This window comes from Micromonospora olivasterospora (assembly GCF_007830265.1).
In the GTDB taxonomy this organism is placed as follows: Bacteria; Actinomycetota; Actinomycetes; order Mycobacteriales; family Micromonosporaceae; genus Micromonospora; species Micromonospora olivasterospora.
Map to the genome: position 1 here is coordinate 6,571,027 of NZ_VLKE01000001.1, position 20,074 is coordinate 6,591,100.

Annotated in this window: 12 protein-coding genes and 2 pseudogenes; 7 read left to right on the plus strand and 7 right to left on the minus strand. The window is 66.5% G+C overall.

The window, feature by feature from the left end; all coding sequences use genetic code 11:
- The first annotated feature begins 65 nt into the window (after positions 1-65).
- The 3 genes and pseudogenes from JD77_RS29690 to JD77_RS35820 all read left to right on the plus strand — a co-directional run.
- Positions 66-887: an HpcH/HpaI aldolase/citrate lyase family protein gene (locus JD77_RS29690; RefSeq protein ID WP_246141103.1), complete on the plus strand. Its 822-nt coding sequence runs from the start codon at positions 66-68 to the stop codon at positions 885-887.
- Positions 877-2,577: a FumA C-terminus/TtdB family hydratase beta subunit gene (locus JD77_RS29695; protein WP_145777136.1), complete on the plus strand. Its 1,701-nt coding sequence runs from the start codon at positions 877-879 to the stop codon at positions 2,575-2,577. The genes JD77_RS29690 and JD77_RS29695 overlap by 11 nt, the downstream gene beginning before the upstream one ends.
- Before the next feature lie 111 nt (positions 2,578-2,688).
- Positions 2,689-3,070: pseudogene (locus tag JD77_RS35820) on the plus strand (IS256 family transposase); the annotation flags it as partial.
- Here JD77_RS35820 and JD77_RS32605 read toward each other — a convergent pair.
- The 7 genes and pseudogenes from JD77_RS32605 to JD77_RS29730 form a co-directional block, all read right to left on the minus strand.
- Positions 3,070-3,380 (minus strand): annotated as a pseudogene (locus JD77_RS32605) (IS1380 family transposase); the annotation flags it as partial. The pseudogenes JD77_RS35820 and JD77_RS32605 sit on opposite strands and share 1 nt — an antisense overlap.
- A gap of 218 nt (positions 3,381-3,598) precedes the next feature.
- Entirely contained in the window at positions 3,599-4,552 is a 954-nt protein-coding gene (locus tag JD77_RS29705) for an ABC transporter permease (RefSeq protein WP_170286601.1), read from the minus strand.
- 92 nt (positions 4,553-4,644) lie between these two features.
- Positions 4,645-5,337, minus strand: a complete 693-nt coding sequence (locus tag JD77_RS29710; RefSeq protein WP_145777138.1) for an ATP-binding cassette domain-containing protein — start codon at positions 5,335-5,337, stop codon at positions 4,645-4,647.
- A complete protein-coding gene (locus JD77_RS29715) occupies positions 5,220-6,197 on the minus strand; it encodes an ATP-binding cassette domain-containing protein (RefSeq protein ID WP_145777139.1) in 978 nt (325 codons plus the stop codon). The genes JD77_RS29710 and JD77_RS29715 overlap by 118 nt, the downstream gene beginning before the upstream one ends.
- Before the next feature lie 2 nt (positions 6,198-6,199).
- Positions 6,200-7,351 (minus strand): sugar ABC transporter substrate-binding protein, encoded by a 1,152-nt coding sequence (locus JD77_RS29720; protein WP_170286602.1) that lies wholly within the window; start codon positions 7,349-7,351, stop codon positions 6,200-6,202.
- Positions 7,352-7,374: 23 nt separating this feature from the next.
- Positions 7,375-9,972 carry an AMP-binding protein gene (locus JD77_RS29725; protein ID WP_342799670.1) on the minus strand — a complete coding sequence of 866 codons (2,598 nt, stop codon included), beginning with the start codon at positions 9,970-9,972 and terminating at the stop codon, positions 7,375-7,377.
- Positions 9,869-10,876: a polysaccharide deacetylase family protein gene (locus JD77_RS29730; protein ID WP_145777142.1), complete on the minus strand. Its 1,008-nt coding sequence runs from the start codon at positions 10,874-10,876 to the stop codon at positions 9,869-9,871. Before JD77_RS29730 ends, JD77_RS29725 begins: the two co-directional genes overlap by 104 nt.
- 198 nt (positions 10,877-11,074) lie before the next feature.
- Here JD77_RS29730 and JD77_RS29735 point away from each other — a divergent pair, with 198 nt between their 5' ends.
- From JD77_RS29735 to JD77_RS29750, 4 genes are all read left to right on the plus strand, one after another.
- Entirely contained in the window at positions 11,075-11,911 is an 837-nt protein-coding gene (locus JD77_RS29735; RefSeq protein WP_145777143.1) for a transposase, read from the plus strand.
- Between the two features lie 145 nt (positions 11,912-12,056).
- Positions 12,057-12,482, plus strand: coding sequence for a transposase (locus tag JD77_RS35825; RefSeq protein ID WP_145777845.1), 426 nt, complete (start codon positions 12,057-12,059; stop codon positions 12,480-12,482).
- Positions 12,483-13,036: 554 nt separating this feature from the next.
- Positions 13,037-17,110: a LamG domain-containing protein gene (locus tag JD77_RS29745; RefSeq protein WP_145777144.1), complete on the plus strand. Its 4,074-nt coding sequence runs from the start codon at positions 13,037-13,039 to the stop codon at positions 17,108-17,110.
- On the plus strand, positions 17,107-19,974 hold the full coding sequence (locus JD77_RS29750) for a laminin G domain-containing protein (RefSeq protein ID WP_246141105.1): 2,868 nt from the start codon (positions 17,107-17,109) through the stop codon (positions 19,972-19,974). The genes JD77_RS29745 and JD77_RS29750 overlap by 4 nt, the downstream gene beginning before the upstream one ends.
- Positions 19,975-20,074 lie beyond the last annotated feature (100 nt).

Consider the following 20,074-nt stretch of genomic DNA (forward strand, 5'->3'; position numbering starts at 1 on the left):
CTATGCGTGACAGCAACAGATCATGCATACTTCGTGGATTCATGCCTATCCCGAAGGTGGCGTCTTTGACAACCGATCCGTCCGCGCCGAGCGGAGCTCTCCTCTTCGTACCGGGTGATCGACCCGACCGCTTCACGAAGGCGTCCGCCGCCGGCGCCGACCACGTGATCGTCGACCTCGAGGACGCAGTGGCCGAGGCCTCGAAGCAAGGCGCCCGCCAGTCCACCGCGGCTTGGCTGGCTAGCGGGCGCGAAGCCATCGTCAGAGTCAATGGCGTCGGCACCGCCTGGCACGAACCGGACCTGCGCATGGTCTCCGGGCGTGCCAGCTTCGTCCTGCTACCGAAGTGTGAGGACGCGGGCGATGTCAGCCGCTTCGTGAGCTCGTGTGACTCCCCCACCTTGGCCCTGATCGAGACTCCGCTCGGGCTCGCGGCTGCCCACGAGATCGCGGCCACCGGAGTTGCCGGCCTGGTCTTCGGCAACGTCGACTTCGCCGCCAACATCGGAGTGGATCCGGCGTCACAACCCGCGCTACAGTTCGCTCGCTCTCAGCTGGTCTACGCCAGCGCGGCCGCCGGGCTGCCCGCGCCGATCGACGGCGTCACCACGCGACTGACCGAGAGCGAGGCGCTCAGTGCAGACCTCACGCATGCACGCGAGCTGGGGTTCGGTGGCAAACTCTGCATCCATCCCAGCCAGGTCGCACCCACTCAGGTCGCCTTCCTCCCCACCGAGGAGGAGGTCGCCTGGGCCGTCGCGGTACTGGACGCCTCACAGGGCGTGACGGCCGTGGCCGGGCAGATGGTGGATGCGCCCGTCGTCATCCGCGCCCAGTCGATCCTGGATCGGCACCGCAAGAACGACAGGACGTTCGATGGCGACTGAACCTGGACCGCTCGCTACGAGGCCCGACTACGACGACCCGGACTTCGACTACACGCCGATCCTGCCCAGAGGCAAGGATACGGTGGAGTTCGTCGCCATCGACGCACCGCCACCGGAGGTGGTCGATCGCTGTGGGGACACACTCCTGAAGGTGTCGGACCTCACCCTCGCCCGGCTCGCCGACGTCGCGTTCACCCGCGTTTCCCATCAGCTGCGCACCTCGCACCTGGAGCAGTTGCGGAATATCCTCGACGATCCTGAGGCCAGCGCGAACGACAAGTACGTCGCCACAGACCTTCTCCGCAACGCCGCGATCTCGGCCCAGGGCATCCTGCCGATGTGCCAAGACACCGGCACTGCGATCGTGTTCGGGCAGCGGGGGTCCCGTGTGCTCACCGACGGACGGGACGCGCGCCATCTCAGCCGGGGCATCCACCACGCATACAAGACGCTCAACCTTCGCTACTCACAGCTCGCGCCGCTGACCACTTACCGCGAAGTCAACACGGGCAACAACCTGCCTGCACAGATCGAGATCCTGGCCGAGGGCCACGACACCTACGAGTTCCTGTTCATGGCCAAGGGCGGCGGCAGCGCGAACAAGAGCTTCCTGTTCCAGGAGACCCGAGCACTCCTGGACGAGCAGAGACTTCTCTCCTTCCTCACCGAGCGGATCAGTGCTCTCGGAACCGCGGCCTGCCCTCCGTACCATCTGGCAGTCGTCATTGGCGGCACCTCCGCCGAGTACGCGCTCAAGACCGCGAAGCTGGCCTCTGCCCGGTACCTGGACACACTGCCCACCTCGGGCTCACCCTCAGGCCACGGCTTCCGCGACCTCCACCTGGAAGAACAGATCCTCTCCATCACTCGCCAACTCGGCATTGGCGCACAATTCGGCGGCAAGTACTTCTGTCACGACGTGCGAGTAGTCCGGCTCCCGCGACACGGAGGCTCCTGCCCCGTGGCGATCGCGGTCTCATGCTCGGCAGATCGGCAGATCCTTGGTCGCATCACGGCCGAGGGCGTATTCCTGGAGAAGCTTGAGGAGGACCCCTCTCGTTTCCTGCCCGAGGTGACCGACGCCCACCTCGTCGGGGAGGTCGTGGCGGTGGATGTTTCAGCGCCTATGACCCAGATCCGAGCCAAGCTGTCGGGACTGGCCGTTGGAACCAGACTGTCGTTGTCTGGTGAACTCGTCGTCGCGCGCGACCTCGCGCACGCCGAGATCAGCGCCCGCTTGAAGGCAGGCGAACCGCTGCCGGGATATCTACGCGACCACCCCGTCTACTACGCCGGCCCCGCCAAGACACCGAACGGGATGGCCGCGGGATCCTTCGGTCCCACCACGGCAGGGCGCATGGACACCTACGTGGAGGAGTTCCAGGCGGCCGGTGGATCGCTGGTCATGCTCGCCAAGGGCAATCGGTCTCAGACGGTGGCAAACGCCTGCCGCCGACACGGGGGCTTCTACCTCGGATCCGTCGGAGGCCCGGCCGCGCGGCTGGCCCAGGACTGCATCAAGAGCGTCGAAGTCATCGACTACGAACACCTCGGCATGGAGGCCGTGTGGAAGATCCGGGTCGACAACTTCCCCGCCTTCGTCGTAATCGACGACCAAGGAAACGACTTCTTCGCCCCAAGGACGCCTGCCCTGCTCCAGATTCAGACGAGCAATGATCAGAACCTGTAAATGGCTCTCGGCGAGGTGACATGAAGCGGGCGCACCTCCCGAGCAAGATCGAAGCCCAGTAACAGTCTGATCAGGGTCGGCGTTGGCGCGCCGGCTCGGGAATGTGCACCCATGCTCAAAGTAGTCCTCGACGCCGCGGCGTCCAACGAGCCGGCCGGTGGGTCGTTGCTTGACGAGATCGTGCGTGACGGCGCGCGGCAGATGCTGGCCGCGGCGTTGGAGGCTGAGGTCGCCGCGTACGTCGAGGCGTTCCGCGAGGAGGTCGACGAGCACGGCCATCGGCTGGTGGTCCGCGACGCTGGTGGTCCGCAAGGGTCATCACGAGCCGCGGGAGGTGACCACGGCGGCGGGCGCGATCCCGGTGTGCGCGCCGCGGGTCAACGACAACCGGGGCGACGAGGCCACCGGGCAGCGGAAGCGGTTCTCCTCGGCGATCCTGCCCGCGTGGTCCCGGAAGTCGCCGAAGGGCTCGGAGGTGCTGCCGCTGCTCTACCCGGTGATCTTGGTGTGCCCGAAGCTGGCGTCCTGCTTGGCGTGCCCGTACACCGGGCGCAGCAGCGAGTCGATGTCGATGAACGCCCGCTGTTCGATCCCGGGCAGCAGGTCGGTCCGCTGCACCAGGTTCACCAGGTGCGCCCGCGCTACCGAGGCCAGCTGCAGGCTGTGGCCGTGGGTGAACTCGCGGAGGAACTGTCCCAGCGCGGCCGGCGCATACACCCCGCCGAACAGCCGTTTCATCCCCCGGAGCGGATCACCTGCAGGTCGTCGATGCTGTCCGCGCCGGCGGCCATCCCCGCGATGGTCGAGGACACCCTCCCGCCGGGTTCACCCCCGCCGAGGCGACCCGGGTCGGGCCGAGCCCGACCCGGCCGTCGACCAGTTCCAAGAACCCGGCCTGCTCGGCCAGCGCCATCACCGGCGCCAATCCCGCCGACGACACCAAGTGCTCATCATCGAACAACGGCGTGGCCTTGGACCACGAGTGCGATAGTTTCACTTCCAGTGCCTTTCCTGACATCCGTCACAGCCGTGCACCACGACTCCGGGCCATCAGAACCGCCGAGAGTGCTACAGCCACCACGACCACGGCGCCGGTGAAGGTCGGCTCGACCCAGTCATCGACGCCTGCGAGTGTCAAGCCGTTGACAGCAACCGCAACAAAGAAGACGCCGACGATCGCTCCGGCGACGGTGAACCTCCCCGGCTTGATCGTGGTCGACCCCAGGAACACTGCTGCCAACGCCGGCAGCATGAATCCTTCGCCGATCCCAGTCGAAGCCGATCCGGTACGGCAGACCAACAGCACCGCGGCAACCCCGGCGAGAGCACCAGCGACCACAAAACTGAACGCCACCCTCCCCGAGACCGGAACGCCGACCAGCTTGGCCGCCTTCTCGTTCGAGCCGATGAGGGAAAATTGCCTACCAGCGACGGTGTACCGCAACAGCACCGTCACCGCCAGGACGCAGATCAGCAGCAACCATGCTGGTTTCGGGATGCCCAGGAAGGACGTCGCCCCGAAGTCCGTCATGGAGTCGGACACGCCGAGGATGATGTCGTACCCCGAGAATAGTGCGCTCAACCCGCTGAGAAGCGTCGCTGTGCCCAGCGTGATCACCAGCGAGTTGGCTTGGAAGAGCGACACCAGCAAACCGTTCACGAGACCGATTAATGCCCCAGTGCTGATCCCGATGATGACGCCAACGGCCGTTGGAACCTCCCAATTAGCGACGGCGTGAGCCGTCGCGATCGCCGACACTGTGACATTTGCCCCCAAGGACAGATCGAAGCGGAACGCCACCAAGGGGACCAATGCGGCCAGCGCGACGATGCCGACAACGGATTCGCTGGCCACGATCGTCTGAACATTCGTCCAACTTGAGAACGTTTCGGACGTTTGCGGAGAGATAGCGAAGTAGAGCGTCAGGCCCACCAAGCCGGCGACGAGTGCGTATTTGGACAGGAAGTCGACCACCGCTGCCTTGGCCCCCGACAGCTGCCTAGATGGGATTTCAACCGTCTTTGACACGCGTGATGCCTCGTGCCCGGGGACTTCGGTCCGTTGGTTCATCGGAGGTCTACTTTCTCGTTCATCTCGTAAACCAGATTGATGAGTTCGCTGCGTGCGAGTGATTCGGTCGGCCTGCTGAAGGAAATGGCGCCTTCGTGAAGGCCCACAATCCGGGTGCAGTGCCCCAGGAGTTCCTCGATGTCGGAACTGACAACAATAACCGCGGCGCCCGATTCGGCAGCGGCGCCGATAAGGCGATAGATGTCTGCCCGAGCCCCGATATCCACACCCTGAGAGGGCTCGTCCAGGAGCAGCACTCGCGGCAGTAACGACAACCAGCGCGCGATGACGACCTTCTGCTGATTTCCTCCTGAGAGGGCAGAGACCGACGCATCCAAGCCGGGCGACTTGACGCCGTACTGGGCATGCGCCCGCGCTGCGGCCCGGCTCGCCTTCCGTGGTCGGAACACTCCCGATTGGGTGTAGCGATGCAGCGCATTGGGTACGATATTGTCCGATACCGACATTTCCGGGAACAGACTCAGACGAAGACGATCCTCGGGCACGTAAGCGACCCCGTTGGCCAGCATCGTACGAAAGCCAGCGCCCGACAGTTCTCGACCGGCAACCCTCACCGAGCCGCCAAGGTGCGGGTGCAAACCCGCGATCGTTTCCAACAGACTGGTCCGGCCACTTCCGACCAGGCCTGCGACGCCGACGACCTCACCGGCCCCGACCTGCAGGTCCACTCCGCGGAGCGGCCCCCGAGAAGCCCGGACACCGAGAGTACCTCTCGATGCTCAGCGTCCGCCCTCCCTGCCCGGACGTTCGTGCTGTCGACCTGTCGGCCGACGATCGCCTCTACGAGCTTGGGTCGGGCCAGATCTGCCGCCGGGCTATCGAGCACCTTCACGCCGTCGCGCAGCACTGTGACCGCATCACAGACGTCGAGTACCTCGTCCAGTCGGTGTGAGACGAAGACGATGCTGTGCCCGCGGCTGGCGTACCCACGCAGGCGTTCCAACAACTCACTCACCTCGCCATGCGGAAGACGAGCCGTCGGCTCGTCGAGGAACAAGACCCCGTCCGCGACCCCGCCGGACGGCACCTCGAAGTCGGAGAGGGCGCGCGCGATGGCAACCAGCGTCTGCTCGGCAGGCCGCAACTCACGCAGGTCCCGAGATGCGTCGATATCCAGCTCGAACCGGTCGAGGATGGACCTGGCCCGCTGACGCAGCGACTGCCGACCGAGGAAGCCTGCCGTGCTGTCCCCCGGTGCGAGAACCGGCAGCAAGTTGTCCGCTACCGACAGGTCCTCGAAGAGGCCAAGGTCCTGATGAACGAACCGAAGCCCCAACTGCCGGGAGACCGACGGCGTGATCTGGTCGGCCGGCTCGCTCCGGACCGGGGTGGCCACGTGGCCACCCCGGTCCGGCCGGACGACTCCAGCGAGCACCTTGATCAAGGTGGACTTGCCGGACCCATTTCCGCCCGCGAGGGCGTGGACGCTCCCTCGGGCGACGTCGAAGTCCACCTCAGCCAGAGCGCGTGATGCGCCGTATGTCTTCGACAGAGCACCGACCCGCAGTATGTAGTCGTTCGACCGCACTGTTACTTGCCTTGCCAGATTCTGATGTAGTTCTGCTGGTAGGCGTCGGCACCGGCGTTGCCGTCGTACTCCTCGACGTCCGGGACGCTGTCGGAGTCCATCGACTTGATACCGATACCCGAGTCGACAACGTCCCCGCCGGCGAACAGTCGGTTCAAGGAGTCGGCGGCAGCCCAGCCCAGCCAGGTCATCGGTCGACCGACTGCGAAGTTCTGCACACCCGACCGCAGCAGCTTGAGTGACGACGGGCTACCTTCGTGGCCGGCCAACAGGAGGTCGGAGCGACCCGCCTTCCGGGCCTGCTCGACAGCAGCTCCCACACCAACCGGGATGTTGGCATCCAAGGGCGACATCACCACATTGGCCTTCGGGAACTTCGAGAGCCCGGCCGCAGTCTTGCCCTGCAGTTTGCCGCTGAAGATGTCGCCAGAGGTGTACGGGATCGACTCGACCGTGCACGTCGAGCACTCTGCCATGCGAGCCCGGAACGACTCGCCGACATGGCGCGTAACAGCCAGGTCGTCCTGCTTCAGCTCCACCACAAAGGCTTTACCGTCGGTCTCTGCAATCACCCAGTCGGCGATTGCCGGTCCGACCACCGTGCTCAGGAACTGACCATAGGTGTCGAGGTTCTCGCCCCACGGGAGATAGCCGTCAAACATCCGCTCGCCGCCGCCTGCGAACTTGTCGTCGCAATCGAGGGCGTTGGCGCCGAACACGACGACCCCAGCCGCCTTGGCCTCCGAAATGGCTCCCTTTGTCGCTGCACAGTCCACCGAGAACAGCATGATCGCGTCAGCCTTGTCCGCGATGGCTGCTCGAATCTGCTGGTTGTAGACCTTGGGATCGAGCTTGCCATCGACCACCTTCACATCCCAGCCCAGGTGCTTGCCTGCTGCCGCGGCACCTTTGGCGGGCAGCGCACATCCAGAACCTTGGAGTGAGCATGCAATCGCCCAGACCTTCTTGCCGGGTACCGCCTTCGGCCCGGACTCGGGAAGCTCACGGTCCGTGCCGGCGAAGTTGGCCTCGGTTGCCTTCTTGGCCTGCGCGACAACGGCTGCAACGTCAGCATCGCTGCCACGATTCCCGGAAGGACCATTCTCACCGCATGCTGTCAGGAGGACCATCGCCGCCGCAGCGGCGATCGCCAATCTTGCATATCTCATACCTGTGCCTACTCTCCCTTGTCACAATTCACAGAAGGACCACTAGACGTAGAGGAGCCGCCACCAGATGACCTCGATTCGTGGTCGGGGATCACCGATTCGGACTTCGCCAGGCGGGCTAGACGCTCGTTGAGAATCTCGCCCGCTTCGTGAGTCGCATGACTGATCTGGTGCGACATGAAATGGAATGTATGGAACTGCGCCTCCCCCCGGAGGTCCGCCAGATACTGCAGGCTCTCCTTGGACAGTTCCAACGCTTGGCGAGGCGCACGCAGGAGCCGCTCGATGAGCCACGCCAACTTCGAGTCAAGGTCATCGTCCGGGACAACCCATGTCACCAGACCCGCCTGCCGGGCTTGCTCGGCCGACAGTCGCTCGTCCAACCAGAACACCCGTTTGGCCCAGCTCTCGCCAACTTTCGATGCGAAGTTGGGGACCTCGGCCTCGTTGACCCCCATGTGCATCAGGATCGGCGACCCGAATATCGCGGACTCGCCCGCAACGACAAAGTCAGTCGCCGCGGCAAACATGAGTCCGGCAGCCAAACAGTGACCTTGGATTCGACACACGGTGGGTATCGGCAAGTGGCGGAGCTTCGCAACCGGGTCGACGAACCAACGCTTCTCCTGCTCCTTGCGAGTCTCCACCTTGGAAAAGTTGCTGAAGTAGGTCTTGTCCTCGCCCATCATCCGAAGGTCGTGGCCCGAGCAGAAGCTCCGCCCCGCGCCCGCGATCACCAACACCCTGACAGAGCGGTCGGCTGCCACCTCGTCGATCGCGGCATCGAACTCACGCAACATCTCGAGATTCTGCGCGTTGTGAACCTCAGGACGATTGAAGGTGATTGTCCGGACACCGTCACGATCATCGACCAGGATCGGACCACTGTCCCACCGGGCCGACCGCCCGACGGGACTTGTTGCCGCTGCCCCGCCGTCCACGTCCGGCGCCTCGGATGCCGGCGCAGCGGACAATCGACTTGCCAGCTCGCGCAGTGCGGCCACATCAGGCTTGCCACCGGGCGTCCTGGGCACCTCAGGGACCACCTCAATCCACTTGGGGTGTTTGAAGCGAGCCAACGTCCGACGGAGCCGACCTTGAATGTCCTCGATCAGTTCGGGGTCGGCATAGAACTCCGGCTCCGGCTCTACGAAGGCCACGACGGACTCGCCGAACTCAGGGTCGGGGCGGCCGACCACCACTGCGTCAGCCACTTTGCGATGGCCAACCAGCGCGTTCTCGACCTCCTGCGGATAGATGTTCACACCGCCGGAGATGATCACGAAGGACTGCCGATCGGCGAGATAGAGGTACCCGTCGGAGTCCAATCGCCCAACATCCCCAACGGTGACCCACTCCGGATCCTCTGGGTGACGGGAACGAGCGGTCTTTTCCGGGTCACCGAAGTACTCGAAGGGGCGCACGCACTTGAAGTAGATCGTTCCGACCCGGCCAGCTTCGAGTGCGGCACCACTCTCGTCGCAGATCCGCACCAGCTCCGGATCAGGTCGCCCTACCGATCCTGGTCGCTCGGACCATTCCTGCGGGTCGAGGAACGCCCGACCGATGGCTTCCGAGGCGCCGTAGAAGTCCCAAAGGATCGGGCCCCACCATGACACCATCGCACGCTTGGTTGCGTCCGGGCAGGGTGCAGCCGAGTGAACGGCCACGCGCAACGACGAAAGATCGTAAGCGTGCCGAACTTCTGAGGGCAGCTGCAGCATTCGGACGAACATCGTCGGGACCCACTGGCTGTGAGTCACCTGATGCTGCTCGATCGCCTTGAGTGCTCCCTCGGCGTCGAACTTCTCCTGTACCACAACCGTGCCGCCCAGCACGTGCGTCGCGACGCAGAACCGCAGCGGGCTTGCGTGGTACAGCGGCGCCGGACTCAGGTAGACATCGCCGTCCTCGAAGCCAAATTCCGTCTCATACACCGATGCCAAGGAGAACGTCCGCTCGTCGATGGCTGCGTTCGGATCGATCGGCCGCCAGATACCCTTGGGAGCCCCGGTAGTGCCCGACGAGTAGAGCAGCTCGTTCCCTAGCCGCTCCCGGTCCGGGCGTTCAGTCGAGACCCCGGCAAGGGCCTCCCGCATGTTCCGGTACCCATCGACCAGCCCCGTCCCTACTGCCAGCCTGAGTTTCAGGTGGTCGATCTCGGCGAGCCTCGCCGCTGTGCCTTCGAAGTCCGTGCCGACGATTACGCCGCTCGCACGGCAGTCCCCCACGATGTAGGCGGCTTCATCTGGTGTCAGTTGAGTACTGAGCGTCGTGACGCGGTGGCCGGCTCGGAGGATGCCCCAGTACGCCACGAAGTACTCCGGGCAGTTCCCCAAGAGGATCGCGATCGGACTACCCTCGGGGAGGTTGGCTCCTTGGAGAACATTGGCCAACCGAGCCGAGTCGTCGGCGAGTTCACGATAGGTCATGGCTGCACCTGATGCAGCCATCACGACAGCGACCCGGTCAGGGGGCGCAACGAACGGGTGTGCTGGCCGGTCAGTCATGGATCGGCCGCACCGCGCTCTGCCAGTCGAACTCGCCGCCAGCAACTGTGCCGCCAACTTCCTTAGCGGCGTGGTTGCGCATCGCGCCGAAGACATCCTCGTAGGACATCCCCTCGCGCGGACTGACCGCCTCCATCCTGGACAACGTCTCCAACGGCGGAGTCCCCTCGAAGGAGACACCGAGGTGGTCGGCCCACTTCTGGGTGCTGTTTCGGAAGAGGCGGGTGTGCATTGGTGCTGGGAGCGCGTTCAACGGATCCCGCATCCCTTTTTCGAGCGATACGAACTCGACTCCGGCCGCGACCAGAGCCTCAAGCATCGGGCGTACCGAATCGGACGTAACAGCCGTACCGTGAAAAACCGAGATGAAGATCGGGTCGCGGCCGAACATCTCACGGGAAACCGCCGCGTGGCGCCGGAGCTGGTCGACCGCCGTTTCTGCGTAAGTCCGCACCAGCCAAGCGGCCGCGTCGGAGTCCGCGCTCTCGACTGCCCGCCAGTACGGCGCAACGAACTGAGCGTCATAGAACCAGTAGCTGACCGGCGCCGGGATGTAGTTCTCCTTGGCCAAGAAGTGGTGAATGTCGGCAACCTTTTCGGCCTCGGCGCCCCACATGTCCATCGGATACCGGAAGTACTTCACCGGAGCCGCCTCGATGAAGCTGCCGATATAGTCCTCGGAGAGTTTGATGTCTGCAGTGAATGCACTGGCCGGTACCCAATCGGGGCTGGCGTGATTGTGCGTGTGGTTTCCGACGTGGTGCCCTGCCGCACACCACGCTTCGACTTGCTCGCGCAGACTCGGATCCTGCTCCATAGGACCCGTGCTGAAGAACGCATAGCAATCGGTGATCCCGAAATCAGCGAATGCCGAGGTCAATGACGACACCACGCGCTCAGCGCTGTATCCGGTCGGAAACGGCACCATCTTCCACTGCAGGAAGTCGTCCACCGTAATGGCTACTTTCACCGGGCCGTTCGGAGAAATCGGTTCGCTCATAATTGCCTCTCTGCGCCGTCGTTCTCTGCGACGCAAGAGATGCTGCTCCTGGTGCTGCACCGAATCAACGTGCTCGGGCACCACAGTCCGGTGGTATGTCCCCACACATTCGGCTCAGGCAGACACGTCAGCGAACAAGCCGATCTAGGTTAAGTGAGGTGTTTGGGGTTGGGGCCTGGGTGGTGTTGGGCCGATCGGGTGATCTCCACGGTGGATCCGCAGGCCCGGCACGGGCACAAGACCTCGGCGCGGGGTTTCGACGGGTACAAGGGCCACATCGCCGCCGACCCGGACAGCGAGATCATCACCGCGACCGAGGTGAGCGCGGGCAACCAGGGCGACGCGCAGACCGCCGCTGACCTGCTCATCGACCTGCTGCCCGACACCGACGGGCAGGACGACACCGACGGGCAGGACGACACCGACGGGCAGGACGGCCAGAGCGGGCAGGACGGCGGTCAGGACCGGCCAGCCGTCTACGGTGATGCCGCCTACGGTGCTGCGGAGTTCCTCGAGAAGCTGGACGACGCCGGTACCGAGGCCACGGTCGAAACCCAGCCGGCGACCAACGCGGGCGGCCGGTTCACCAAAGACGCCCTCGGCATCGACCTCGACGCCGACACGGTGACCTGCCCGAACCAGACCACCGTGCCGATCCGCCGGAACCGTGCCGGTGACGGCACCGCCGACCTCGGCACCGCCTGCGCCACCTGCCCCCTGGCCGCGCGGTGCACCACGTCGAAATCCGGCCGGAAGGTCGCGGTCGGCCGCCACGAACGGCTGCCGGCCCGAGCCCGGGCCGCCAGCACCGACCCCGCCCGGCGGGCCGACTACCGGGCCACCCGGCCGAAAATTCGACGCAAACTCGCCCACCTGATGCGACACCGCCACGGCGGCGGACGCGCCCGGATGCGCGGCCGCACCAAGATCGCCGCCGACTTCAGCCTCCTCGCCGCCGCCGTCAACCTCGCCCGGCTCAGCGTGCTCGCGATCCGCTGGACCCGGCCGGGAACCTGGGCCGTGGCCACCCGATGACCAGCCGGAGAGCACGACCCCCGCACCACATCACGAGATCCTGCCCCGCCAAACCCCCGCACGAGCCTCCCCGCCGACCAAGCCCGGACCTCTCCGCGCGACGGGCGTTGCCCCCTGGTCCTGGACACTTGAACCTTGGATCGTGATGGTCCGGGGAGATCAGGAGTCCCTGACAGATGGTGAACAAGCACTACCAGCGCAGTTCAAGGCCGACGCGGTGGCGTTGTACCGGTCTCGGCCTGGTGCGACGATCGCGCAGATCGCTGACGATCTCGGGGTCAACCGGGAGACGTTGCGTTGCTGGGTCCGCGCCGATGATCAACGGCGGGGGGCCGACGAGGCGTGCCGGCAGGACATGGGGTTCTCCGGCGCGATCGTCGTCCCGCTGTTGCGGACCATCGCCAACGACCTGCTCCGGGCCACGGGTGTCCCCAAGGTCGAGGCGTGCCCAGATGGTGTGCCGGGCCGCCGCCGGGCACCGGTGATTGGCGCGGGATTCGACAACCAGCGTCGGCGCGATGTGCCGGATGCCGCGCCTGCCCGATATCTCCGGACAGGCCACTATGTCTGACTCCAGGCCATTCGACTAACGCTCAGTGGCGCGTTCGTCACTGAGCCTCTTGACGTATTTCTCACGGCCCCTGAGAATTGGCGATGCCGCTCTTCGAGAAAGGGTGAGAATTCGGGCTGGACGGCGGGTGTCGTCGACCACTCTTTCGCAATGCCACGCGATGTCGGATTGGCGACACCGGTCGGTCGGCCCGACGTTTCCTGCGACGGCGGGATTCGTGCGGTCGGGTGAGCCCTGGTGGCAGTTCAGTGGGCGCCCGGTGGGCGCGGCAAGAGTCGAACCGTCGGACTTGCGGATCTGCAATTCCCATTGTTCCGAAGTAACCCGTGCGGAATCTGTCGCGCAGGATCCCGCACTGTTGCTTGTTGGGCGGGGCGTGTCGTGGAACGGGCCCCGAAAGTCGCTGTCGAATCGTCGTGGCTCTACCCGGATCCTGGATCGGTGATCACGCACTTCCGTTGTCGGCGTTCCCGGCAACGGTCGGTTCAGTGTGCGTCCGGGCCAATCCGCAGTTTCTGTTCCCGCGTGCGGGATTCATCGAGTCGAGGATGGGGATGGCGAACAAGAATCTGGTCAGGGTGTACAGCGACAGGAACTACGTGTACACGACCATGGTGCGTCACCAGGGTACGACGGTGGCGTTCGCGATGGACGGCTCCCGGCGTATCTACTACAGCGTGTTGAACCTGGACCTGGGCAGCCGCGAGCGGGGTGAGATCGACAGCTCGTACTGGGACGACAATCCGCCGTTGCTCACCTTCCCGAGTGAGGTCACCGAGGTCGGCTTCGGTGTGGGCGAGACGGTCGGCGTGCCGGCGGTGCGGCTGGGCGGGCGGGCCGAGGTGGACGGTGGCCTGCAACTCCAGGCCGAGGACCTGGATCCGTTTCTGTCCACCACGGCCCGGCTGGGTGGTCAGGCGCCGTTCCAGGTCGTGTCGGACGGCCGGTACCTGATGCTGTTCCGCCAGTCGGTCGACGAGACGCACCCGGACGCGTTGTTCCGGCTCGCCGGTGGCGGTGCTTCCGGGGATGCGAGCCGGACAGACTACGCCCAGGTGGGCGGGGCGAAGGTGCCGTTGGTGTCGAGCACCGTCCTGTGCGACCGCTTCGTGCAGGTGGGCGCGACGGTGAAGCCGGTGCTGGAGGTGCGGTACCGGCGCAGTCGGAGCAAGACCTCGCCCGCGTCCAGCAGCGATACCCTGGGCACCAGGGATCTGGATGGCAAACCGTTCTACGAGCCGACCCGCAAGTTGTCCTTCGTCCGTAATGTCGCGGACGGTGAGATCGCCGTGCTGTTGCTGCCCACTCAGGTCAACGATGTCATGCGGTGGCAGTTGTTCGCGGTGAACAAGGTGACCGGCCGGATCGACGGGTTCAACGTCGAGCGAGCCGACGACGGGTTGTTCAACCTGGCCGGCACCCAGTTCTACACCAGTCCGGACCCGAGGTACGCCGGCTCCGTGCTGGAGCGTGAGCCCGGCGCGGACCCGTTCACCAATAAGCCGCTGGTGCCGGTGCCGCTGCCGACCGACCGGGCGGGGACCGCGCTGCGCCTGGATGGCCAGGACGACCACCTCGATCTGGGCAGTGCGCCGAGTGCGCGGTTGCAGGGCGCGTACACGGTGGAGGCGTGGGTCAACCCGGCCGCCGCTGGCGGGGCCATCGTGGCCGCCGGGGACGGGGCGCAGGCCGGGTCGTTCACGCTGCGCATGACCTCCGCTAGGGCGCTGGTGCTGACCCATCCCGGCACCGGCAACACGATCAGCGCGCCGGATGGAACAGTGCCTCTCAACCGCTATTCCCACGTCGCGGCGGTGTTTGGCGGCGACACGCCGGTCAAGGGGCGGCTGTACGTCGACGGCGTCGAGGTGGCCAACGGAGCGATGTCGTTCACTCCTTCCTCCTCTGGGGTGGCGTCGTATGTCGGCGCCCGACGGTCGGGGACCAGTGCCGCCGAGTTCTTCCGTGGTGACATCGACGAGGTGCGGATCTGGAGCCAGGCGCGGCCGGTCGGCGACCTGGCCCGCGACTTCCGCCGCCGTCTCGCCGGGGTCGAACCGGGTCTCGTCGCCTACTACCGCTTCGACGAGGGTGCCGGAAGCAGCGTCGCCGACCACACCGACAACGGGTTCGACGGCACAGTCCGGGGCGGCGCGGTGTGGGTGACCTCGGGTGCGCCGGTCGGGGACAGCCCAGGGCTGTCCCGGGAGACGTTCGGTTTCGCGGGCCGGTCCCTGTCCTCGGGGGTGGCGGCGGTGTTGTACTTCCAGCAGGAGGAGACGGTCGCCGGTTACGCCGACCAGCCGAGCCCGGCGAAGAGGCAGGCGCGGGTCCTGTTGGCGTGCCCGACGGTCGAGACGGCCGCGCCGGGCGGTGATCCGCTGCTGGCTACCCTCGATCTGGCTCTCGCCGCTGACGGTCGGCTTGCACGGGTGCCCCGTTCGGTCGTGCTGTCGACCATCGGGCGTCCCGACCCGACGAAAGATATGGATATGCTCAGCGCTGCCCAGGAGGCGGTCACGGCCGCGCAGGCGAAGCTGATCGCGGACCAGCATCTCCTCGACCTGGCAGACCAGGCGGTACGGGACGCCCAGCCGGGATACGAGTACTGGAACAACAGGTACTGGGCCTTCGTGAATTCCGGCTACTGCTACGACGAGGGATCGTTCGTCTGGCCCCACGAACGTTCAGGTCGGGCGGACGGCCTGCTCGCGTTGCTGGGCATGGCAGCCGCGCCCTACAACGCCGCACTGCGTTCTCGGGATGATGCGACGGCTCAGCTGGCCCGGGACCGGACGGTGCTGGCCGAGCGGCAGGCCGCGCTGGCCGCGCTCAGCGGCGGGCTACAGGGCGGTGACGACGTGACGCTGGCGATGCCGGTGGTCGCGGTCGACAGCATCGGCCTGAGCGTCTTCGGCGCGGTGTTGGCGTTCGCGTGGAGCCGGAACACCCCGGCTCTGCTCGACAGCTCGACCGGCGAGGTGGTGCTGTACTTCCGTGGTGTCGACGGCCAGTTCTTCTCCGTCTACTACGACGTCACCGCCTCCCGGGCGGCCAAGCAGCTCACGTTCCCGTCCGGGCGGTTGGCGCTGACCAGCCGGGACACCGGGGTTGCCCTGTCCGAGCTGGGTATCGTCGTCTCCGCCGGGCCGGACGCCGCCCGTTGCACGGTGACGGTCACCCGTACGGCGAACAACACCACCTACACCGAGACGTTCAACGGGGTGCCCCGACGCGCGGACCAGTTCGCGGCCGCGCTCACCGGCACCCCGACCGGGGACCTGCTGGGCACGGTCGTCTCGATCCAGGGCAACACCGTGACCCTGGCCGCACCACTGCCCGCAGCACTGGCGGCGGGCACCAAGGTCAGGGTGGCCGGGGCGGTCTACCAGGTGCGGGACTCCGTGCCCGCCGTCTCCAGCTTCACCCTGACCACGAATCCGGGCACGGTGGGGGCGGGTGCGCAGGTGCGCACGGTCGTCTACGACTACGCCTCGGCCACCTCCAGCCGCCCCGGGGCGCGTCTGGACGCCGGCTCGCTGATCGTCGCCGTCGATGCCGGTACGGCCACGGACGCCGTACCCAACGGCACGGCCGCCGACGTCGTTGCCGGCCGGGGCAACCACTGGCGGGGCAACGCCCCTGGGCGGGCGTTCTCCTTCGACGGCACCAAGCGGCTCGCCCTCCCGGCCGCCCAACGTGCTCGGGCGGCGATGGCCGGCGACCTCACCCTGGAGGCCTGGGCCAACCCGGGCTTCGCCAGCGCGCAGAGCCGCATCCTGCACGCCAACCTGCCCGGCACCCCGGCCACCCGGTACACCCTCGGCGTGTCGAACGCGCCCTACCTGTCGGCGCTGGAGTTCAACGGGAGCGGCGACTCCCTCGACTGCGGCACCGGCATCGACCTGACCAGCACGTCCTTCACAGTGGAGTTCTGGATCAAGCGCCTGGCAAGCGGCCGGTCCGACTACATCGTCGGGCTCGGCACCACGAACACGACGGACCAGAGCCTGCACATCGGGTTCCGCGACAGCAACGCCTTCACCTTCGCCTTCTGGAACGATGACGTGGACGTTTCGACCTCCTACAGCGACCAGAACTGGCACCACTGGGCATGCGTGTACGACCGGGAGGGCACCAACCGCACCCAGATCGTCTACCGGGACGGCGTGGAGGTCGCCCGCCGTCCCGCCACCGGGCACTTCGCCGGCACCGGCAAACTGCTGATCGCTCAGGCCGGGGGCAACAGGGCGTACGCACAGGTCGACGAGGTACGGGTCTGGGGACGCGCTCGTTCCGTCGAGGAGGTGAAGGCGAACAAGGACCGTCGGCTGACCGGCAGGGAAACCGGCCTACTCGGCTATTGGACCTTCCCCGGCCGGCAGACCACCGACCGGACCGGGCGCGGCAACGACGCCACGATCACTGGCAACCCCAGGCTCGTCGCCTCCAACTTGCCCGGCTACCGGATATTCGCCGGGGTCGGCGACCAGCTCGTCCGCAGCCGCGACGCCTACCCCGCCGGGCAGTGGGGCCACCTCGTGGCGGCGTTCGAACAGGACTGGGCGCTGCGCCTCGAGGCGCCGCTTGGCTGGACACCCCCCGCGCCGACGCCCTCAACATCGTGAACGACCTGACGATCGAGGTGTCCCTGCGGCTCGATGCGTTGGGCAACAACCAGGGGCTCGTTTGCAAGGGCGGGCTGGCTGACGGTGCCGGCGGGACCGTCCCGTACGCCTTCTACGTCCAGCACGACGGGGCGCTGGTCTTCACCTACGAGAACACCTCAGCCACCCAGCCAGGCGTCGCCGTCTCGTCGACCAGGTTGCAGGCGGGCGTGTTCGCCCGGGTCGCGGTCACCCGCAGAGCCAACGCCGGCAACTCCAACGCGCAGGACATCACGTTCTACGTCAACGGCGCGGCGGCAGGCAGCACCACCCTCACCGGCCCGGCCCCGACAGGTAACGACGGGGTCCTCGACATCGGCCGGTACCGCAGCGGCAAGACCGGATACGGGCTTCGCGGCGCGATCAGCGAGGTCCGGCTGTGGAACATCGCCCGGGAGGCGGCCAAGATCGGCGCGACGGTCACCGACAGCACCCCGGGCCTGGTCGCCCAGTGGAAGTTCCCGGAAGGCGCCGGGAACAACACCATCGACGTCACCGGCACCTACACCGGCCGGTTGCACGGCGTCACCTGGGTCAAGACACCCGACCCGAACGGCAACACGTTCCGGCTCTACCACAACGGCGACTCGACCCCCGCCGACCCGGTGCCGGCAACCGACACGGCCGTGACCGCCGGCTACGGGCCCGAGCAGTTCACCGTCGGTGGCGTCATGACCGCCGACACCACCATGCGCGACGGCTTCGCCGGCACCCTCGACGAGATCCGGGTGTGGCAGACCGCCCGTACCGGCGAGCAGGTCCTGGACAACGTCTTCACGCGGCTGCGCGGGGAGTCCGAGGATCTCGTCTGTTACTACCAGTTCGACGCCGTCTCCACCGTCACCGGCGCCCCGGTCCTGGACGCCGGGCCGCGTGGGAACAACCTGACCACCGCCGCCGGCAGCGAGCCGGCCATCGTGCTCTCCACCGCGCCCGTCTCCACCGACACCGCCGAGGTCCGCTCGGCACTGACCGGGATCCGCACCGCGTTCCACGACCTCATCAGCGCCGCCCCTGCGGTGGCCGAGTACGCCGACGCCCAGCGGATCCCGGACCGAGGCGTGCGGGGAGTGATGAAACGCTGTTACACCTACCAGCAGAACGGCCGCTGGTACCTGATCACCGGCTACAAGATCGGTAACCTAATCAGCAAGTGGGTCGGCCAAGCCCAGTTCGACCCGCAACTCGTCGGCTACATCGAGGGCGCACCCCCGGTCCCCTCCGAGAACCTCGTCAAGCGTCCCGGCACCGACGACTACGTCGACGCCGCCACCGTCTCCTTCATCCAGGCCGAAGAGGTCACCAACACCCTGTCGTCCAGCCGCGAGATCAGCATGGACGTCTCGGCCAAGCTGAAGTTCTCCTGGGAGGTCTCGGCCGACATCCTCAACATCACCGCCCCCCTCGGAATCGGCACCGCCCAGCCCCTCGCCAAACTGTCCATGGAGGGCAACCTCGCCCTCAGCTTCGACTTCTCCAACGGCTGGACCAGCGAAGCCGAGGTCTCCGAGGGCAGCAACACCACCCGCACCAGCAGCGTCGCGCTCAGCGGCGCGTGGGAGGACCCGGACCACCCGCTCAACCCGGCCGTCGGCCAGCGGTGGGTACCAGCGAACACCGGCTACGCCTTCGTCCAGTCCGAGACCGCCGACGTCTTCGCGCTGCGCCTCGAACACACCGGCGCGCTGGTCGCCTACCGGATGATGCCCAACCCCGACATCCCCAGGGACTGGAACATCATCGAATTCCAGATCAACCCGTTCTACACGAAACAGGGCACCCTCGACGGGCTCGTCGGCTTCGGGTTGGCCGGCTCCTTCCCGGACCCCGCCCACTATCCCAGCGCCGGTGACGGCGCCGAGTACAGCTACTTCAAACCCCGCGAGGCGTACGCCCTCAAACGCCGCATCGAACGCCAGGCCCAACAGTTGCAGAGCTACTACGACTCGGTCTCCACCGAAACCCACGCCCCCGACCGGACCGCCGAGAAGGCCAGGGAGATCGCCAGCAAAGCCTCTGCCCGGCGCAACCTGGCCAACACCTACGTCTGGACCGCCGGCGGCGGTTTCTTCGCCGAATCCACCGAGACCACCGACAGCGTGACCGAAACCACCGGCGGGTCCTACTCGGTCAAGGGCACCATCAGCGGCGGCGGCATGTTCGAGATCGGCGGAGCCGCAGGCGGCACCAAGATCGGCTTCGAGGCCAGCATGTCCGGCGGCAGCAGCGTCACCCGCACCAGAGCGAAAGCCGCCGCGAAGACGTTCGGGCTCGACGTCGGATGCACCGGCGGCCGGGACCTCCAGCGCTACACCGACAGCGGGGACGCCATCTACGACCCCGCCACCAACAATCCCGTCACCGCCCCCGGCCGGGTCGACGCCTACCGCTTCATGACCTTCTACCTCGACGTCACGAAGGACAACTTCGAGGACTTCTACGGCAAGATCGTCGATCCGCTCTGGCTCGCCACCTCACCCCAGGCCGCCGCTCTGCGCCAAGCCAACCAGGCCGACCAGAAACCACCCTGCTGGCGCGTCTTCCACCGGGTCACCTTCGTCAGCCGTCTCCTCGACCCCGCCGCCGCCACCCCCAACGCCCCCGCGTCCCTGACGAAGGCCCTGCAAAGCGAAGGCTTCAACAGCGTCTACGACCTCATCCAAACCCTCGAACCCGACATCAGAAACAACCCGGCCAACCTCGACAACCTCGCCAACCTGGCCACCGCCGCCACCGAGGTACTGGCCAAGAGGCTCTACCGACTCACCCCGTACACCCAGGACATCGTCGTACACGTCGCCCGCTACCTGGGCATCGACCGGTAGCCACCCGACCGTCGCCGGCGCGGCCACCCGCCGCGCCGGCGACGCCGCCTCGACCCCCGGAAGCGCCCTCTGACGGCACGTGCAGGCTGGGGTGGACCCC

Bases quoted from the DNA above. Each gene is read 5' to 3' on its own strand.
- JD77_RS29725 (WP_342799670.1), bottom strand. From the start codon at position 9,972: ATGTCTTCGGCGCGATGCGCAACCACGCCGCTAAGGAAGTTGGCGGCA.
- JD77_RS29730 (WP_145777142.1), bottom strand. From the start codon at position 10,876: ATGAGCGAACCGATTTCTCCGAACGGCCCGGTGAAAGTAGCCATTACG.
- JD77_RS35825 (WP_145777845.1), top strand. From the start codon at position 12,057: ATGGTCCGGGGAGATCAGGAGTCCCTGACAGATGGTGAACAAGCACTA.
- JD77_RS29695 (WP_145777136.1), top strand. From the start codon at position 877: ATGGCGACTGAACCTGGACCGCTCGCTACGAGGCCCGACTACGACGAC.
- JD77_RS29745 (WP_145777144.1), top strand. From the start codon at position 13,037: ATGGCGAACAAGAATCTGGTCAGGGTGTACAGCGACAGGAACTACGTG.